Genomic DNA, 19073 nt, shown 5'->3' on the forward strand with positions numbered 1-19073 from the left:
ACGTCATTATAATGACGCCTGTTCATGCCTGCGCTTGTTGGCTACGTCCGTTGTAATCAGGAAATTTCATGGAAAATCAACCTAAGTTGAATAGCAGTAAAGAAGTTATCGCGTTTCTGGCCGAACGCTTCCCACAGTGTTTTAGTGCGGAAGGCGAAGCGCGCCCGCTGAAAATTGGCATTTTTCAGGATCTGGTAGAGCGTGTTGAGGGTGAAATGAACCTCAGCAAGACACAGCTTCGTTCTGCCTTACGTCTCTACACTTCAAGCTGGCGCTATCTGTATGGCGTTAAGCTGGGCGCAACGCGTGTCGATCTCGACGGCAACCCATGTGGTGAGCTGGATGAGCAGCACGTCGAACATGCGCGCAAACAGCTTGAAGAAGCAAAAGCCCGCGTTCAGGCGCAACGTGCCGAGCAACAGGCTAAAAAACGCGAAGCGGCAGCTGCTGCTGGTGAAAAAGACGGCGCCCCGCGTCGCGAGCGTAAGCCGCGTCCTGCTCCGCGTCGTAAAGAAGGCGCAGAGCGTAAACCTCGCGCTGAAAAACCGGCCGCTCAAGCACCGCGTGCTCCTCGCGAAGAACAGCATACTCCAGTGTCTGATATTTCAGTACTGAAGGTAGGGCAGTCCTTAAAGGTGAAAGCAGGTAATAATGCGATGGATGCCACCGTATTAGAAATCACCAAAGATGGTGTCCGTGTACAGCTGAATTCGGGTATGTCTTTGATTGTACGCGCAGAACACTTGGTGTTCTGAAACGGAGGCCTGGCCTGGCATGAACAATTTTTTTAGGCTTACTGCGTTAGCTGGTCTGTTTGCATTAGCAGGCCAGGCACTCGCTGTGGAAGACATCACGCGTGCCGATCAACTCCCCATTTTAAAGGAAGAAACTCAGCACGCGACGGTGAGCGAACGTGTCACATCACGTTTTACGCGTTCACATTATCGCCAGTTCGATCTGGATCAGGCGTTTTCGGCAAAAATTTTTGACCGCTATCTGAATCTGCTCGACTACAGCCATAACGTGCTGTTAGCGAGCGATATAGAGCAGTTTGCTAAAAAGAAAACCGTCATCGGTGATGAACTGCGCACGGGCAAGCTGGATGTCTTTTACGATCTCTACAATCTGGCGCAAAAGCGCCGGTTTGAACGTTACCAGTACGCGTTAAGCGTGCTGGCGCGTCCAATGGATTTCACCGGTAACGACACGTTTAACCTAGATCGCAGCAAGGCCCCGTGGCCAAAAAGCGAAGCCGAGCTAAACGCATTGTGGGACGGTAAGGTTAAATTCGATGAGCTTAGCCTGAAATTGACCGGTAAAACCGATGCTGAAATTCGCGAAACGCTGACCCGTCGTTACAAATTTGCTATTCGTCGTCTGGCGCAAACCAACAGTGAAGATGTTTTCTCACTGGCGATGACGGCGTTTGCACGAGAAATCGACCCACATACCAACTACTTGTCTCCGCGTAACACCGAACAGTTCAATACTGAAATGAGCCTGTCTCTGGAAGGTATTGGCGCGGTTCTGCAAATGGATGATGACTATACGGTCATTAATTCTATGGTAGCGGGCGGTCCGGCAGCCAAAAGCAAGGCGATAAGCGTTGGCGATCGTATTGTTGGCGTTGGTCAGGCTGGTAAAGGCGTGGTGGATGTGATTGGCTGGCGTCTTGATGACGTCGTCGCGCTGATCAAAGGACCAAAGGGTAGCAAGGTTCGCCTTGAAATCCTGCCCGCCGGTAAAGGTACCAAGACGCGTACTGTTACGCTAACGCGCGAACGTATTCGTCTGGAAGACCGCGCGGTTAAAATGTCGGTCAAAACCGTTGGCAAAGAAAAAGTTGGCGTGCTCGATATTCCAGGTTTCTATGTTGGCTTGACGGATGACGTTAAAGTTCAGCTGCAGAAGCTGGAAAAACAAAACGTGAGCAGCGTGATTATCGATCTGCGTACCAACGGTGGTGGCGCACTGACCGAAGCGGTCTCGCTTTCCGGCCTGTTTATCCCTTCTGGTCCTGTTGTTCAGGTCCGTGACAATAACGGTAAAGTTCGCGAAGACAGTGATACCGACGGCGTTGTTTACTATAAAGGCCCGCTGGTAGTGCTGGTTGACCGCTTCAGTGCTTCTGCATCCGAGATTTTTGCCGCGGCCATGCAGGATTATGGTCGTGCGTTGATCGTCGGTGAACCGACCTTCGGTAAAGGCACCGTGCAGCAATACCGTTCTCTGAACCGTATCTACGATCAGATGCTGCGTCCGGAATGGCCTGCGCTGGGTTCCGTTCAATACACTATCCAGAAGTTCTACCGTGTCAACGGTGGCAGCACGCAGCGTAAGGGCGTTACGCCGGATATCATCATGCCAACAGGCAATGAAGAAACTGAAACCGGTGAAAAGTTTGAAGATAATGCCCTTCCGTGGGATAGCGTCGATGCGGCAACCTATGCGAAGTCAGATAATTTAACGCCGTTTGGCCCTGAATTACTGAAAGAACATAATGCGCGTATCGTTAAAGATCCTGAATTCCAGTACATCATGAAGGATATTGCCCGTTTCAATGCCCTGAAAGATAAGCGCAACATTGCGTCTCTGAATTACGCTCAGCGTGAGAAAGAGAATAACGAAGATGACGCTCTGCGTCTGGCGCGTATCAACGATCGCTTTAAACGTGAAGGGAAACCGCCGCTGAAGAAACTGGACGATCTGCCGAAGGATTACCAGGAGCCGGATCCGTATCTGGATGAGACAGTGAAAATCGCGCTCGACCTGGCGCATCTTGAAAAAGACAAGCCAGCGGAACAGACCGCAACGAAGCAATAATATCCTACAGGCACAAGAAATTGTGCCTGTTTTTTTAACAAGCGCATGAAGTCGTCAGTCTGATACGGTAAAATGTAAAGTTGTGTCTTTCTGGTGACTTAGCACGTATGCATGCTTGAAAATAGCCGTAAGACCCATACGATATGGGTAATCGCATAGTGCGTTTTGTTAAATTGAGGTTAAAAGAAAATTATGATGCGAATCGCGCTCTTCCTGCTGACGAACCTGGCTGTGATGGTCGTTTTCGGGCTGGTATTGAGCCTGACAGGGATCCAGTCAAGCAGCGTTCAAGGCTTGTTGATTATGGCACTGCTGTTTGGTTTTGGTGGTTCCTTCATTTCGCTGCTGATGTCCAAATGGATGGCGTTAAAGTCCGTTGGCGGGGAAGTGATTGAACAGCCCCGAAATGAAAGAGAACGCTGGCTGATGAATACTGTGGCGACGCAGGCTCGTCAGGCCGGGATCGCTATGCCGCAGGTGGCTATTTACCACGCGCCAGATATCAACGCGTTTGCGACCGGCGCGCGCCGGGATGCTTCGCTGGTGGCTGTCAGCACCGGCTTGTTGCAAAATATGAGCCCGGACGAAGCCGAGGCCGTTATCGCGCATGAAATTAGCCACATTGCCAATGGTGATATGGTCACCATGACGCTGATCCAGGGCGTGGTGAACACCTTTGTTATCTTTATCTCGCGTATTCTGGCGCAAATTGCCGCTGGCTTTATGGGCGGAAACCGCGAAGAAGGTGAGGGCAGCAACGGCAACCCGTTAATCTACTTCGCCGTCGCAACGGTGCTGGAGTTGGTGTTTGGTATTCTGGCGAGCATTATTACCATGTGGTTCTCACGTCATCGTGAATTCCATGCGGATGCCGGTTCTGCCAAACTGGTGGGTCGTGAGAAAATGATTGCTGCGCTGCAGCGGCTGAAAACCAGCTATGAGCCGCAGGAAGCAACCAGCATGATGGCCTTCTGCATCAACGGTAAATCCAAGTCGCTGAGTGAGCTGTTTATGACTCACCCACCGCTGGATAAGCGTATTGAAGCACTGCGTAGTGGGGAATACCTGAAATAACTCTCAGCAAGTTAAATAATAAAAAAGCGCGTCGATTGACGCGCTTTTTTTACGCCTGAGCCCGTGGTTGGGTGATCCGCAGTCCACTAACAATGGCGGCAAGGGTCGCCAGTATGCCCGCCGTCAACAGCGACATATGTGTTCCGCTATCACCAAACTGATTCAGCATTAATGCCACTAACGCGGCGCCAGTACTTTGGCCCAGCAAACGTGCTGTACCTAACATGCCGCTTGCGCCACCGCTACGTTCACGCGGCGCGGAAGTGATGATGGTGTGGTTGTTTGGCGACTGGAACAGGCCAAAGCCCGCACCGCACAGAATCATCGGCCAGATAATATTGAAGTCTGATGGTGTGGATGGCAGCAACACCAGCGAAAATAATCCACACGCCATCACCACCATGCCCAACGCACCCAAAAGCCCTGCGTGAACACGCTCAATCAGGTAACCTGCCAGCGGTGCCATGACCATGGTGGCCAGCGGCCATGGGGTCAACAGCAGGCCTGTTTCAACCTCACTACGACCCAACACGGTTTGTAAAAAGAAGGGCAGAGAAACCATGGCCAGCATTTGCGCGCAGAATGAACAGATAGACGTGCAGATGGAGAGCGAAAAAAGCGGTATGCACAGCAAATCAACCGGTAATAGGGGGACAGGCAGCGACAGCTGCCGGCGGACAAAGAAAAATCCGACGACTATGAGTCCTGCCAGTTCAGCCCCGATTAGCGTTAACGACTGTCCCTGAGCAAATCCGCTGAGCGCGGTTACCAGCAAACCGAACGTTAACGCATTCATCACCGCGCTGGGTAGATCAAAACGGGGTTTATTATTGCGTGCAGCATTCGCAGGCAGAAAGCGTATAGCCAGCAACAGGGCAATAATCCCGAGAGGTACGTTAATCAAAAACAACCATTTCCATGAGGCAATGGAGAGGATTGCTGCTGCAATAGTCGGCCCGGCGGCAGACGAGACCGCCACGATGAATGAATTAATTCCCATCCCGCGGCCAAGTTGGCGTTGGGGGTAAATCAGGCGGATCAGCGCTGTATTCACGCTCATTAACGCAGCCCCGCCAAACCCTTGCGCGATACGTGCAAGGGTTAGCATCTGCAGGGAGTCCGACAATGCACAGAAGAGTGACGCGAGCAGAAAAACGACCAACCCGCATTTATAAATGCGTCGGTAGCCAAACATGTCGCCTAAAAACGAGAGTGATAACAGTGAAACTACAATCGCGATTTGATAGGCATTAACCACCCAGATTGAACTGGCGGGGGAGGCATGAAGATCGGCGGCAATCGTCGGCAGGGCAACGTTGGCAATTGCCCCATCCAGTACGGCCATCGAGATACCAATAATAATGGTCAAAATTGCGCCATAGCGTTGGGGCAACGGCAGGCCATCGGCCTGGAATTTATCCATAGGAAGTCAATAGAGTCGGAAATTATGATGAGAATAATAATTTTAGCATTGATATTCAGGCGTTATGTCGCAGATTTGTAACTAAGTGAGCAAAGATGGATTGCGAGCAGTGGTACGTGAAATTATAATAAAAACCGGTTCTGATTTTTATAAAACACTCGTAATGAGGTGATAAATGGCTATCGCAGATCTGGATAAACAACCCGATTCTGTTTCTTCCGTGCTGAAAGTTTTTGGCATTCTGCAGGCGCTGGGTGAAGAGCGCGAAATTGGTATTACCGAATTGTCGCAACGCGTCATGATGTCAAAAAGCACCGTTTATCGCTTTTTACAGACCATGAAAACGCTGGGTTATGTGGCACAGGAAGGGGAGTCAGAGAAATACTCTCTGACCCTGAAATTGTTTGAATTGGGTGCGCGTGCGTTGCAAAACGTGGATTTGATTCGTAGCGCTGATATTCAGATGCGCGAGCTGTCGCGTTTGACCAAAGAGACGGTGCACCTCGGTGCGCTGGACGAAGACAGTATTGTCTACATCCACAAAATCGACTCAATGTATAATTTGCGCATGTATTCTCGCGTAGGTCGTCGTAACCCTTTATATAGCACGGCGATCGGTAAAGTGTTGCTAGCATGGCGCGATCGCGATGAAGTAAAACAGATTCTTGAAGGCGTTGAGTACAAACGCAGCACCGACCGTACTATCACCAGCACTGATGAATTGCTGCTGCTGCTGGATAAAGTGCGTGAACAAGGTTACGGTGAAGACAATGAAGAGCAAGAAGAAGGACTGCGTTGCATAGGTGTGCCGGTCTTTGATCGTTTCGGCGTAGTCATTGCGGGTCTGAGTATTTCCTTCCCAACTTTGCGTTTTTCTGAAGAACGTTTACATGAATATGTTGAGATGCTGCACACGGCAGCGCGTAAAATTTCAGAGCAAATGGGTTATAACGACTATCCATTCTGATTTGATTAATTTGTCATAGGCTAAAAAGCCCAGGTATTAAGCTACCGGGGCTTTTTAATTGACAAAATTAGCGCACGCTGGCGTAAATAATGAGCGGTTATATTGCCGCTATATTAACCGTTATCGATAATTACGGTGCTTTTCCTTAGCAGGGGACAGTCCGACAGTCCGATGATACCGCTACTGGTATGCACATACTGTGCGGTGCTGGTGCCCCGAGCTGTAAGGTACTGACATTGCAGACCGAGTCCGGCTGCGTTCTCTTTGCTTCCTATCAAAACGCCGTAGCCGCTGAGTAATAAACCGATCCAAACCAGAGCCAACAATACAATCGCGCGAATAATCAGACGCATTACAACCTCTTATCTTTTCTCGTTATAATAAGATTAGCCTGTACACTGAATGAAACAAGTGAATCATTCCTAAAAAGAGTAATACCGTTACAGTTAACGCTGGGTTTAGGTAACGCATGATAATTTAGTCGCATAAAATGTGGATGCGGAGAGTGGAGTTGGCGTGAAAAAAATTCGGTGGGTGGTCCTGATAGTTGTCATGCTGGTATGCATGCTGATGTGGGCGCAGGTGTTCAACATCATGTGCGATCAGGACGTACAATTTTTCAACGGAATTTGCGCCATCAATAAATTTATTCCCTGGTAAGCGCATTTTAGCAACAGTTGATTACCTTCTTGTGCGGCAGTGGTAAACTACGCTGTCTACATTGAGGTGGTGAAATGAACGAAGTTTTAAACTCTGGCGCGTTAAGTTTTGCGTCTTTAGTTGTATCGGTGGTGGTTCTGGTTATCGGGCTGGTGTTGTGGTTCTTCATCAATCGGGCAAGCTCACGTACTAATGAGCAGATCGAGTTACTTGAAGCGTTGTTAGATCAGCAAAAACGACAGAATGCATTGCTCCGTCGTCTTTGCGAAGCTAACGAACCGGAGAAGGTCCCTGAGCCTGCGGAGCAAAAACAGGATGAAGATGATGACATCATTCGCCTGGTAGCAGAACGCTAGTCACCTGAAAGACAGGGTGGGCGTCTGACGACGTTGTTCTCAGATACTCCATCCTGTCGCTAGTCGAGTCAGATGATTTTCTTCTGCAACCTTCGTGCTGTTTGCGCGATGAACTGTATGTAACGTCCCTCCTTCTATTCACGTTGCCTCATTAATCTCCTGCCAGCGTCCGGCGTTAAATATAATTACCCATACGTTAATAATATGATTATATCATTTTTGTGATAACGGTCGTTTTATTATCAGCGAAACGTTTCTCTTACTTTTTTTTGTGCCTTGTCATCATTGTTTCATTATTTTTCTGCAAAATCAGAAGACAGATCTCATTTTTGCTGTTGTGACAAATTATGCATTACTAAGCATAAAAAATGATATTCAGCACATGGAGCATCAGAGATTCTGGAACAACCTCACAAGGTAAGCTATGGTAGACATGTCACGGCTGCTGCGTATGCCAGCCGGGGCTGGGCGAGAGCGGCGAGAATATATCCCGACTTGGTCTGGCGCATAACTGTGCAGTTGTCGTGAGATGAACTTCTGGATTTGTGCGACCGATCGAGACACGTTTAAAAATGGCTTGCCATTATTATCGTTGTATGTGATAACACGTTTTGGGTTAAACGAGGTACAGTTCTGTTTATGTGTGGCATTTTCAGTAAAGAAGACCTGAGTAAACACGTTGACGTTGAATACCGCTTCTCTGCCGAACCTTATATTAGTGCCTCAAGCAGTAATGTCTCAGTTTTATCTATGTTATGCCTGCGGGCGAAGAAAATACTCTAAGGAATTTTGCAAATGGCAAAGATTAAAGGTCAAGTTAAGTGGTTCAACGAGTCTAAAGGTTTTGGTTTCATTACTCCTGCTGATGGCAGCAAAGACGTGTTCGTACACTTCTCTGCAATCCAGGGTAACGGCTTCAAAACTCTGGCTGAAGGCCAGAACGTTGAGTTCGAAATTCAGGACGGCCAGAAAGGTCCGGCTGCTGTTAACGTAACAGCTATCTGATCGAAACCACTGATTTGAAGCGCTCAGGCGCAGAAATCTCAGATATAAAGCCTCGCATTTGCGGGGCTTTTTAATTCAGGTTACGTCAAAATATTTCAAAATAGCCTCCCATTAGCGCTTTGTTGCAAAGGCGTGATGTTCGTAGCATTGTTTCCCCCGCTTTCTGCCGCTAATTCTCGTTAAATCAGTCACCTGAATACTAACTTGCTGGAGACCAGGTGAAAAAGAAAAACGACGGCGATGCACGCAATTTTACTCCCGTACGTTTTGCCCTGCTTTGCGCGGCAATTTTATTAAGTTTGGGACTTCTCCTTGGGCGGGTGGCGTGGCTGCAAATTGTCACGCCGACCAGTCTGGTGAAGCAGGAGGACATGCGTTCGTTACGTGAAGTCACAACGGCATCACCGCGTGGAATGATTACCGACAGAGAAGGGCGACCGTTGGCGGTCAGTGTACCGGTTAATGCTGTCTGGGCCGACCCTAAGACAATTATTAGCAAAGGCGGTGTCGGCTATAACGAGCGCTGGCAAGCGCTGGCAAAGACTCTGAATCTGTCACTTGGCTCACTGGCGGAACGCGTTAACAGTAATCCTGCCGGGCGCTTTATCTACCTGGCGCGCCAGATTTCGCCCCAACAGGCAGAATGGGTCGATAAACTGAATCTCCCCGGAATTAATCTGCGTGAAGAATCGCGTCGCTTCTATCCTGCCGGGCATGTCGCGGCGAATCTGATTGGCTTCACTAATATTGACGGCCAGGGTATTGAAGGTGTTGAGAAGAGCTTTAATAGCCAGTTGATGGGCAAACCCGGATCGCGATTGGTGCGCAAAGACAAATTTGGCCATGTGATTGAGAACATCACGGAAGTGATGCCCGTGCCCGCACACGAGTTGCAACTCAGCATCGATGAGCGCTTACAGACGGTCACCGAAGATGCGCTGGACAATGCCGTGACGTGGAATAAAGCCGAATCAGGCGCGGCGGTGCTGGTCAGTATTGCTACGGGTGAAATACTGTCGATGGCGAGTTTCCCGGATTTCAATCCTAACAACCGCGACGGCGCGGTGCTGGACGATTTTCGTAACCGCGCGATCAGCGATACCTTTGAGCCAGGGTCTACCGTTAAGCCGTTAGTGCTTATGACTGCCCTGCAACAGGGGATTGTTCAGCCCGACAGCGTGATTGATACCCACCCCTTTAATCTTGATGGGCACCGTATTCGCGACGTTGGCTATTATCCTGAGTTGTCGCTGACTGGGATTTTACAAAAGTCGAGCGATACCGGCGTGTCACATTTATCATTAGCTATGCCCATTCAGAGACTGTTGGATACCTACAAGAGCTTTGGTTTTGGCGAACCAACCGGGCTGGGGTTGACCGGTGAAAGCAGCGGTTTAATGCCCCAGCGGCGTTATTGGAGTAGCCTGGATCGCGCGACCTTTGCTTTCGGTTACGGTTTAATGGTCACGCCGTTACAGCTGGTGCATGTTTACGCCACTATTGGCAGTTTTGGCATCTATCGACCGCTGTCCATTACCCGTATCGATCCACCGGTGATAGGTCGGCGCGTAATGTCTGAGGCATTAGTTCATCAGGTTGAGCATATGATGGAAAGTGTCGCGTTGCCCGGCGGTGGAGGAACAAAGGCCGCGGTACGAGATTATCGTGTGGCGGTGAAAACCGGGACGGCAAAGAAAATTGGTGATGACGGTAAATATGTCGATAAATACGTGGCGTACACGGCGGGAGTCGCCCCGGCAAGCAATCCGAAGTTTGCGTTAGTGGTAGTTATCAACAATCCGCAAAACGGGGCGTATTACGGGGGAGCAGTATCGGCTCCTGTCTTTAGTCAGATAATGGGGGACGTGCTGCGTCTGGAAAATGTCGAACCGGATGGCATGCCCGCCGACTCTGAGCATTTGCTGGTGATGCACGGTAATAACGGCGTCTCTCCGGCGCTGTAGTTATTTTCCCTGGGCGCAATTCGCGTTACACTTGCGCCCTGAAGCCATCTGCCGGAGTTGTCATGTCGTTTTCCTGTCCCCTTTGCCATCAGCCTCTTACACAAGATAAAAACAGTTTTTCCTGTCCTGGACGGCATCAGTTTGACCTGGCGAAAGAAGGATATGTCAACTTACTGCCTGTTCAACATAAACGGTCGCGCGATCCGGGCGACAGTGCGGAAATGATGCAGGCGCGTAGGGCATTTCTCGACGCCGGACACTATCAGCCATTGCGTGATGCGATCGTGAATGTCCTCCAGGAAACATTAAGCGCAGATGATGCGTCAATGCTTGATATCGGCTGTGGGGAAGGGTATTACACGCACGCATTTGCTGATGCGATAGCAGGCGCGACTTTTGGACTGGATGTCTCGAAAGTGGCGATTAAGGCTGCAGCAAAGCGTTATCCACAGGTGACCTTTTGTGTCGCGTCAAGCCATCGCCTGCCTTTTGCCGATGCTTCAATGGATGCCATTATCAGGATCTACGCTCCCTGCAAAGCTCAGGAACTGGCGCGCGTGGTGAAGCAAGGGGGATGGGTGGTAACGGCCACGCCGGGTCCGCGTCATTTGATGGAGCTGAAAGGGTTGATTTACGATGAAGTGCGCCTGCATGCGCCGCACACGGAACAGCTGGAAGGCTTTACCCTGCAGCAGAGTATTGCGCTGGGCTACCAGATGCAGCTCAGTGGCAGTGAGGCAGTAGCGTTACTGCAAATGACGCCTTTCGCCTGGCGGGCAAAACCGGAAGTCTGGGAAACTCTGGCGGGGAAAACGACATTTGACTGCCAGACAGACTTTAGTATTCATATCTGGCAGCGCGTGAATTAACCGTGGAAATGTGCCCAGAGGATCTGGGCACCGATAACTATCAATACCACCCCGCCGAGAATTTCAGCACGTTTGCCCAACATTGGGCCAATGAAACGCCCGATCATCATCCCCAGCGTGGACATAATCAACGTGGCGCAACCGATGGCCAGCGCGGTGGCAATAATGTTCACCTGTAGAAAAGCCAGACCGACACCGACGGCCATCGCATCCAGACTGGTCGCAATGGCGGTGGTCACCAGCAGCCAGAAACCATGGCGGCGCTGCGGCTCATCATCTTCATCACCGTTATCACGGAAGCCTTCGATTATCATTCGCCCACCGAGGAAAATCAGCAGGGTGAAGGCAATCCAGTGGTTCCACTCAAGTACGAATTTACTCGCCAGCATGCCCATTCCCCAGCCAATCAGCGGGGTCAGCGTCTCGACTGCACCGAAAATAAGGCCAGTGCGCAGAGCTTCAGAGAATTTGGGTTTGTGTAGCGTGGCGCCTTTGCCAATTGATGCGGCGAAAGCATCCATCGACATGCCGAAAGCGAGAAGAACAGTAGCGGTGATATTCATAACAACGTCCTGACCGGGGTATCCATTAAACACACCACTGCCCCCAGTAACCATGCACGTCAGAACACGCAGTTCAGAAGACATACATTGCAGTTGATGTGTCTATGGTCTCGCCTGACTGTATGTTTACAGTCCGTACGTGCCACGTCTTGCGACGAGTATGTTGACACGTACATTTCCGGAGTCTGGAAATTGGCTACTCCCCAACGACGGGCGCAACCTTAGCATATTTTGAGAATATAAAACAATAAAAGGGGAAATATTATTTGGCTTCTAATTGAAAACGATTTTCATTTAGATTTAATTATCGATAAAACGTTAAATTAAATAACAAGTAAAGGCGTGAAATATAGCCTGTGCTATATTTGTTTTGCGTTGATATACAAAAATATAGTTCAGGCTATGTTTATAACTCACTGATTTGATACAAGTAGTTTATATATTCTCTCAAGGTCGTCTATATTTCGTACGCGGATAAGTAAACGTCGATGTTCTAATTGCATCACCAGTACGCCATCTTCTGACAAATTCATTTCTTTAATCCGGCTATATTCCACCCAAACATTGGCGAAGAAAAAACCTTTTTGCTTGAAGATGATTTTTGGTGTGCGGATCCAGAACAGATATATCCCCATCAACACCAGTGCACATAATAACCATGTGGTGAACTGTGCCCCATGACTGGTGACGTTGTTGTAGATAAGAATCGCGATTAACCCAATGAAGATAACGCTATCGACGCGGCTGCGAGGCAGCAGTGGAACAGCAAGCAGAGTAGGGCCATTACGGCGGGGCATGATGAACTGATCGTAGATGGCAAACACCAGCAGCGACAAGATAAAAAGTACCAGCACCAGGTCCGTGATAGTCATGAATCCTCAACCTTCTAAATAGAAAAACCGGGAGCAGTGCCCCCGGTATTGTATAGCAGTCTTACAGGCCGAGCAGACCGACAGCGTAACCCGCGATGCCGATGACGAAGAAGCCAACGATAATCCACAGGGCGTTCACTTTCTTACGCAGCAGCCACATACAGGCGAAGGTCAGCAGCAGCGGCACCAGTCCAGGCATCAGCTGGTCAAGGATAGTCTGCACGGTGGTTACGCGAGTCTGACCATCCTGACCGGTGATGGTGGAAACCACCAGCGGGATGTTCACATGCGTCCACTTATTCACCAGGGCCCCCATGACAAACAGGCCGAGGATTGACGCCCCCTCAGTCAGTTTCTGCAGGAAGCCGCCGCCCATATCTTTAACGATATCGACACCTTTACGGTAACCGTAAGCCACGCCGTAGTAGCGCGTTGCCAGGCGAACGATGTTAAACAGAATGAAGAACAGCAATGGACCCAGCAGGCTGCCGCTCATCGCGATACCTGCACCGAGGGCAGCAAATACCGGACGCACGGTACCCCAGAAGATCGGATCGCCCACGCCTGCCAGTGGTCCCATCAGACCGACCTTGATACCGTTGATGGCACCATCGTCAATCTCTGCGCCGTTAGCACGCTGTTCTTCCATCGCCAGGGTTACGCCAAGAACTGGTGCCGCAACATATGGATGGGTGTTAAAGAATTCCAGGTGACGCTTAATAGCTTGCTTACGTGCGTCGTTGTTCTCCGGGTACAAGCGGCGAATTGCCGGTATCATTGAGAAGCAAAAACCCAGCGCCTGCATACGTTCGAAGTTCCATGAACCCTGAAACAGGTTAGAACGAAGGAACACGCCACGAATGTCACTCGGAGTGAGTTTTTTCTCGGTGGTAGTTTTAGTCATATCAACCATTTCGCTCACCTACTAGTCCAGTTCGTTATCAAGGTCATTGTTGCCAGCAGCTTGCGCTGGTGCACCCGCTACGCGATTATATTTCGGGCTCAACTGAATGTAGAGGATGGCCATGACTGCGCCGATCACACCCAGTGCAACCAGGTTGAAGTTGGTAAATGCTGCAGTAACGAAGCCGAGGTAGAAGAATGGCATCAGGTAGCCAGCGCGCATCATGTTGATGACCATCGCATAACCTACGACGACAATCATACCGCCCGCGATGTTCAGACCGCCGGTGACTACTTCAGGAATCGCGTTCAGCAGGCCCTGGACTTCACTGGTGCCGACAGAAATTGCCACGATAACCGCAGGGATAGCGATACGCATTGCCTGCAGGAACAGTGAGGACACATGCAGCCAGGAGAGCGCCGTCAGGTTGCCGTTCTCAGCCGCCTTATCCGCGGCGTGCTGGAAAGCTACGGTGATGGTACGAACGATGATGGTCAGAACCTGGCCTGCTGCTGCCAGCGGAATAGCCAGCGCGATACCAGCACCGATGCTTTGGTGACCCGCGATAACCAGAACGGTAGAAATAATTGAGGCCAGTGCGGCATCCGGTGCAACCGCAGCACCGATGTTCATCCAACCCAGCGCGATCATTTCCAGGGTACCACCGATGATAATACCGGTTTTCATGTCCCCAAGAACGGCGCCAATCAGCGTACAGGCCACCAGCGGACGGTGGAACTGAAATTCATCGAGTACCGACTCCATACCCGCGATACATGCGACGATGAACACCAGCACAATCTGAAGAGTGGTAATCTCCATTGTACTTCTCCTATTGCTATACAGACTTAAGTGTGAAATCTAAGTAAATGCCAGCGGGTTATTTCGCTTTGGCAATCAAATCCATCATTTTCAATTTCTGATCGGTAGAAACCTTACGGGCTTCGAGTTCAATGCCACGTGCATTGAGTTTCTTGAAGGCTTCGATGTCTTTTTCATCAACGGAAATCGCGTTGTTAACCTGCGTTTTACCCTGACGGAAAGCCATGCCACCAATGTTTACCGAGGTGATTTTCACGCCACCTTCCACGACACGTTCGACATCGGTCGGGTTGGTGAACAGCAGCATCACACGATCGCCTGCATATTTCGGGTTGTTGTAGACGCGGATCATCTTCGCGACATCAACCACGTGCGCCGTCACACCCGGAGGGGCAACCTGAGTCAGCAGTGTTTTACGCACGGTATCTGCGGCAACTTCATCGCTGACGACGATAATGCGGGTCACGTTAGTTTCTTTGGTCCAGCGGGTCGCTACCTGACCGTGGATTAAGCGGTCATCGATACGCGCCAGGCCGATGTGCATATAATCGTTCGGGCCCATCGGTTTAGCCGGCGTTGCTGCTTTTGCTACAGCAACTGGGGCTGGGGCGGCTTTCTCAACCGGTTTCGCTTTCAGCGCTTTTACGCCTTCGCTACCGGTTTCAACCGCCAGTGCAACTAATTCATCAAAGCTTGGATTGTCATCACGCGCCATGAAGGTTTCGACCAGCATAGGAATATTTACGCCAGCGATCACTTCGTAATGCTCTTTGTCGACGACAATGCGGCTCGCAGCGTTGAACGGGCTGCCTCCCCATGTATCAACGAGAAACAGCACGCCTTTACTGGTATCGAGTTTTGCCAACTGAGCGTTGTACTTTTCGATCAGCGTTTCAGCATTTTCGCCTGGAACGAAATCGATCCAGCCAACGTTTTCCTGCTCGCCTAACAGCATTTCTGCTGTTTTAAGTAACTGCTCTGCAGCCCAACCATGTGTGCCTATAACAATAGCAATGGTCACTTGCTACCTCCTTTATTATCGTTAACACATCGACAACGAGATGTATTTTGAATCGTCGTCCGCAATCGAATCGATTCAGATAAGGGTTACAATGAAAAACCTATGATTTTCGTGAATTATTTTAGATATCGAAAAAAATATTTTATGTGATGAAGATCCGTAATTTAACTTCCGATTCTAAGAAATTTCGAAGAGTAAAATATCTCCGACACAACTTATTGCAAAGGAAGGTAAATCTTTGCTAAAAACCGGTTGTGTCTGTTATGTTTAGCATATATTTAACTAATCAGGAGTATAGGGCAGTAGCCCACCGTATGGATCGTCACCGACGTCATTTCACCTTTAGGACGCTTCGCGCCTGTCAGTTTGGCACTTTTTGCCACAAACTTTATCTGCATATTGCTTTAACGCCTGAGATGTCCAGGGCGCAGTTTAGCCATTCTTTAAGCAGGAGCTTGTCATGGAATTATTAATGGACCCGCAGATTTGGGTGGGTTTGCTCACGCTTGTTGTTCTCGAAATTGTTCTGGGTATTGATAACCTGGTCTTTATTGCGATTCTGGCCGATAAGCTGCCGCCTAAGCAGCGAGATAAAGCGCGTCTGATCGGTTTGTCACTGGCGCTGATTATGCGTCTGGCGCTGTTGTCCGTGATCTCGTGGATGGTTACGCTGACGAAACCGCTGTTCACGGTTATGGATTACTCGTTCTCGGGGCGCGACCTGATTATGCTGCTGGGAGGTATCTTCCTGCTATTCAAGGCCACCACCGAACTGCATGAGCGGCTGGAAAACCGTGAGCATGATACCGGTCAGTCAAAAGGCTATGCGAGCTTTTGGGTTGTCGTGACGCAGATTGTGATCCTTGATGCGGTCTTCTCACTGGATGCGGTGATTACTGCCGTCGGTATGGTGAACCATCTGCCTGTGATGATGGCGGCGGTGGTGATTGCAATGGCGGTGATGCTGCTGGCGTCCAAGCCACTGACGCGATTCGTGAACCAACATCCGACCGTCGTGGTGCTGTGTCTGAGCTTCCTGTTGATGATCGGTTTGAGTCTGGTCGCTGAAGGGTTTGGCTTCCATATTCCGAAAGGCTATCTGTACGCTGCTATCGGCTTCTCGATTATTATCGAACTGTTTAACCAGATTGCCCGTCGTAACTTTATTCGTCATCAGTCGACGCTACCGCTGCGTGCTCGCACCGCCGACGCCATTGTGCGTCTGATGGGGGGTAAACGTCAGGCTGGTGTGCAGATGGAGTCAGACAACCCGGTGCCGGTACCTGTTCCGGAAGGGGCGTTTGTTGAAGAAGAACGCTATATGATCAACGGCGTATTGTCGCTGGCCTCACGTTCATTACGCGGCATCATGACGCCACGTGGCGAAATCAGCTGGGTAGATGCGGATCTGAGCGTGGCAGAAATCCGCGCACAACTGCTCTCCTCCCCACACAGCCTGTTCCCGGTGTGTCGCGGTGAACTTGACGAAATTATCGGTATCGTGCGGGCAAAAGAGCTGTTGGTGGCCCTCGAAGACGGTGTCGATGTGGCGGCAATCGCCTCGGCATCACCGGCCATCGTGGTCCCTGAAACGCTGGATCCGATTAATCTGTTGGGTGTGTTGCGTCGTGCTCGCGGCAGCTTTGTTATCGTCACCAACGAATTTGGTGTTGTCCAGGGTCTGGTGACACCGCTGGACGTGCTGGAAGCCATTGCCGGTGAGTTCCCGGATGCCGATGAAACACCGGAAATCATCGCCGATGCGGGCGGCTGGCTGGTTAAAGGCGGCACCGACCTGCATGCTCTGCAGCAGGCGCTGGACGTTGATACGCTGGTGGACGAAGACGAAGACATTGCCACGGTGGCAGGGCTGGTGATTGCGGCGAACGGCCACATTCCGCGTGTTGGAGATGTGATTGAGGTCGCACCTTTAAGCATCACCATTGTCGAAGCTAATGACTATCGTGTGGATCTCGTTCGCATTGTTAAAGAGCAACCTGCTCACCACGAAGACGAATAATCTGAGCTACCGAAACGGCATAACGGGCATGATACGCCCGTTATGCCTGGCGGGTGGTGGTGTGCTGCTGCCCGCCAGCCATTTCGGAAAATCACGCAATGGCATCGGCTTGGCATAGAGAAATCCCTGCAACACATGCACGCCATGTCGGCGTAAATGCTGCGCCTGTGCTTGTGTTTCAACCCCTTCTGCAACCAGCTCAATATTCAGTTTTTTCCCCAGCGCGATGATGATATCGGTGACCGTTGAATTGACGGCGTCGGTCCCGATTGCAGAGGTAAAGGATTTATCAATCTTCAGTACATCCGGGCGTAACTTCTCCAGCCACGAGAGCGAGCTGTTGCCGGTACCAAAATCATCGATGGCCAGTTTTACCCCCAGACGGTGTAGTTCGTGCACCATTCGATAATCGACATCCATAAGCGCATCGCGCTCGGTTAGTTCAATCACCAGTTGCTGAATGGGATGCTGACTGAACCAGTACTGATTAAGATCTTTTAACAGCATACCGTCACGAAAATGGCTGGCGGCGACGTTGATACCAATATGGAACTGGCTGCTCATCGGGAAAACATGTCGTTGCTGAATGGTTTCTGCGATGACGTGACGGGTCAGGGGCACAATCAGGTTGTGCTCTTCCGCGATAGGGATAAACACTTCAGGTGAAATCCAGCCCTGGCGCGGGTTGTTCCAGCGTAAGAGAATTTCAACGCCCGTGCACTGCTGGGTACTGGCGTTCAGCAGTGGCTGACAAAATAGCTCGAATTCCCGTTCAGCGAGGGCCAGATTAATTTCCCAGGAAAAACTCATTCTATTGGCGGTGGCCAGCCATGCCAGATACCCGACTAACAGACTGAGCATCACCGCTAATGGTAACTGTGTGGGCAGATGCCTTAACGCCAGCTCGCTGGCACCCGGCCCGCTGACGCTAATGGCAAAGGGAAAGTGTTGCGATGAAAGTTGGTAGCGTTGTTCGTCATCACTTTCCGGTAGCTTGTCGACAACGCCTTGTCCGTACAGCAGATGCCGTTTTCCGATGGTTAAGCTGGCATGTGTAATTTGTGGGGGTTGCGGCTCAAGTAGCATGCCCGACAATAATTCAATATTGACGATTTCCAGCACCCCATCTCCGCCATTGGCTGACGACGGATACCATTGCGTAAGAATAGGACTGCCCTTAATCAGCGAATGATCGGTGGACAGCAATAACTGCGGCTCGCGACTGGGCAATTCAGGTTGCAACTGGTTGATTGGCACATTGCGATAGCCAAAGATGCTTGAGCAATAGAGGATGCCGCCCTGAACAAGGCTGATTGAACGTACGGTTTGCAGTCTGGCGACATGTTTACTCAGGGGTAAACGTGCCACTGAGCAGGGCAGGCCGATTAGCGGCAGCAGCACCTCACGTCCGGTCTGCAACGGTAGCAGGATGTCATCCAGCTCTTCTACGGCATGGTTAGCGAACGTGACGGTATAATGATGATTTAAATTACGCTCCGAAATAAATCGGACAGATAATGTGATAATGAGCGTCAGCAGTGCACAAATTGTGCAGACGATTAAGCGATTACGGCGATAACTTTTGATGATCCGTTGTGCTGTTTGCATGCGGGCCGCCCGATAGGCCGTTGGTCACAGAAGCCAACAGCAACAGAGCAAGTGTAGTGGGGGAAATTACAGTAGACGAGGCTGAGGAAGTAATTTCGCCCATCCGTCGCAGATGGGCGAAA

At 50.4% G+C, this 19073-nt stretch carries 19 protein-coding genes and 1 riboswitch; of the genes, 11 read left to right on the forward strand and 8 right to left on the reverse strand.

Features of this window, described 5'->3' with window-relative positions:
* Positions 1–68 precede the first annotated feature (68 nt).
* From proQ to htpX, 3 genes are all read left to right on the forward strand, one after another.
* Positions 69–755, forward strand: a complete 687-nt coding sequence (gene proQ / locus IMQ48_RS12405; RefSeq protein ID WP_096756697.1) for an RNA chaperone ProQ — start codon at positions 69–71, stop codon at positions 753–755.
* Positions 756–774: 19 nt separating this feature from the next.
* Positions 775–2823 (forward strand): carboxy terminal-processing peptidase, encoded by a 2049-nt coding sequence (gene prc / locus IMQ48_RS12410; protein WP_196209284.1) that lies wholly within the window; start codon positions 775–777, stop codon positions 2821–2823.
* Positions 2824–3015: 192 nt separating this feature from the next.
* Positions 3016–3897, forward strand: coding sequence for a protease HtpX (gene htpX / locus IMQ48_RS12415; RefSeq protein ID WP_045444014.1), 882 nt, complete (start codon positions 3016–3018; stop codon positions 3895–3897).
* A 49-nt stretch (positions 3898–3946) separates the two neighbouring features.
* Here htpX and IMQ48_RS12420 read toward each other — a convergent pair whose 3' ends face one another.
* Positions 3947–5320, reverse strand: coding sequence for an MFS transporter (locus IMQ48_RS12420; protein WP_196209285.1), 1374 nt, complete (start codon positions 5318–5320; stop codon positions 3947–3949).
* Between the two features lie 175 nt (positions 5321–5495).
* Between IMQ48_RS12420 and kdgR the strand changes: the two genes are divergently transcribed.
* Positions 5496–6287 carry a DNA-binding transcriptional regulator KdgR gene (kdgR, locus tag IMQ48_RS12425; protein WP_096756701.1) on the forward strand — a complete coding sequence of 264 codons (792 nt, stop codon included), beginning with the start codon at positions 5496–5498 and terminating at the stop codon, positions 6285–6287.
* Positions 6288–6400: 113 nt separating this feature from the next.
* Here the strand turns inward: kdgR and IMQ48_RS12430 are convergent, their stop codons facing one another.
* Positions 6401–6640, reverse strand: a complete 240-nt coding sequence (locus IMQ48_RS12430; protein ID WP_049040524.1) for a YobH family protein — start codon at positions 6638–6640, stop codon at positions 6401–6403.
* A gap of 163 nt (positions 6641–6803) precedes the next feature.
* On the opposite strand from IMQ48_RS12430, the gene mgrB reads away from it, so the two are divergent.
* The 6 genes from mgrB (at position 6804) to rlmA (ending at position 11141) form a co-directional block, all read left to right on the forward strand.
* A complete protein-coding gene (gene mgrB / locus IMQ48_RS12435; protein ID WP_196209286.1) occupies positions 6804–6947 on the forward strand; it encodes a PhoP/PhoQ regulator MgrB in 144 nt (47 codons plus the stop codon).
* A 74-nt stretch (positions 6948–7021) separates the two neighbouring features.
* A complete protein-coding gene (locus tag IMQ48_RS12440; RefSeq protein WP_196209287.1) occupies positions 7022–7303 on the forward strand; it encodes a YebO family protein in 282 nt (93 codons plus the stop codon).
* Positions 7304–7942: 639 nt separating this feature from the next.
* Positions 7943–8086, forward strand: a complete 144-nt coding sequence (locus tag IMQ48_RS12445; protein WP_196209288.1) for a DUF2627 domain-containing protein — start codon at positions 7943–7945, stop codon at positions 8084–8086.
* A 12-nt stretch (positions 8087–8098) separates the two neighbouring features.
* Positions 8099–8308 (forward strand): transcription antiterminator/RNA stability regulator CspE, encoded by a 210-nt coding sequence (gene cspE / locus IMQ48_RS12450; protein ID WP_001062678.1) that lies wholly within the window; start codon positions 8099–8101, stop codon positions 8306–8308.
* Between the two features lie 218 nt (positions 8309–8526).
* Positions 8527–10272: a peptidoglycan glycosyltransferase FtsI gene (gene ftsI, locus IMQ48_RS12455; protein ID WP_196209289.1), complete on the forward strand. Its 1746-nt coding sequence runs from the start codon at positions 8527–8529 to the stop codon at positions 10270–10272.
* 62 nt (positions 10273–10334) lie between these two features.
* Entirely contained in the window at positions 10335–11141 is an 807-nt protein-coding gene (gene rlmA, locus IMQ48_RS12460; protein ID WP_196209290.1) for a 23S rRNA (guanine(745)-N(1))-methyltransferase, read from the forward strand.
* On the opposite strand, the gene mntP is transcribed toward rlmA, so the two are convergent.
* The 5 genes from mntP to manX all read right to left on the reverse strand — a co-directional run bounded on the left by mntP (position 11138) and on the right by manX (position 15323).
* Entirely contained in the window at positions 11138–11704 is a 567-nt protein-coding gene (mntP, locus tag IMQ48_RS12465) for a manganese efflux pump MntP (protein ID WP_196209291.1), read from the reverse strand. The two genes, rlmA and mntP, sit on opposite strands and share 4 nt — an antisense overlap.
* 116 nt (positions 11705–11820) lie before the next feature.
* Positions 11821–11921, reverse strand: a riboswitch (yybP-ykoY riboswitch).
* Between the two features lie 196 nt (positions 11922–12117).
* Positions 12118–12576: a DUF986 family protein gene (locus IMQ48_RS12470; RefSeq protein ID WP_196209292.1), complete on the reverse strand. Its 459-nt coding sequence runs from the start codon at positions 12574–12576 to the stop codon at positions 12118–12120.
* 61 nt (positions 12577–12637) lie between these two features.
* Positions 12638–13489 (reverse strand): PTS mannose transporter subunit IID, encoded by an 852-nt coding sequence (locus IMQ48_RS12475; protein WP_196209329.1) that lies wholly within the window; start codon positions 13487–13489, stop codon positions 12638–12640.
* Positions 13490–13501: 12 nt separating this feature from the next.
* Positions 13502–14302, reverse strand: coding sequence for a PTS mannose/fructose/sorbose transporter subunit IIC (locus IMQ48_RS12480; RefSeq protein ID WP_196209293.1), 801 nt, complete (start codon positions 14300–14302; stop codon positions 13502–13504).
* 58 nt (positions 14303–14360) lie between these two features.
* Positions 14361–15323: a PTS mannose transporter subunit IIAB gene (gene manX / locus IMQ48_RS12485; RefSeq protein WP_196209294.1), complete on the reverse strand. Its 963-nt coding sequence runs from the start codon at positions 15321–15323 to the stop codon at positions 14361–14363.
* Between the two features lie 460 nt (positions 15324–15783).
* Here manX and yoaE point away from each other — a divergent pair, with 460 nt between their 5' ends.
* Positions 15784–17343 carry a CNNM family cation transport protein YoaE gene (gene yoaE, locus IMQ48_RS12490; RefSeq protein ID WP_196209295.1) on the forward strand — a complete coding sequence of 520 codons (1560 nt, stop codon included), beginning with the start codon at positions 15784–15786 and terminating at the stop codon, positions 17341–17343.
* A 6-nt stretch (positions 17344–17349) separates the two neighbouring features.
* On the opposite strand, the gene IMQ48_RS12495 is transcribed toward yoaE, so the two are convergent.
* The gene (locus tag IMQ48_RS12495) at positions 17350–18951 is read right to left on the reverse strand and encodes an EAL domain-containing protein (RefSeq protein WP_196209296.1); all 1602 of its coding nucleotides are present in this window, start codon (positions 18949–18951) and stop codon (positions 17350–17352) included.
* Between the last annotated feature and the right edge of the window lie 122 nt (positions 18952–19073).

The organism is Citrobacter sp. Res13-Sevr-PEB04-36 (genome assembly GCF_015672735.1).
In the GTDB taxonomy this organism is placed as follows: Bacteria; Pseudomonadota; Gammaproteobacteria; order Enterobacterales; family Enterobacteriaceae; genus Citrobacter.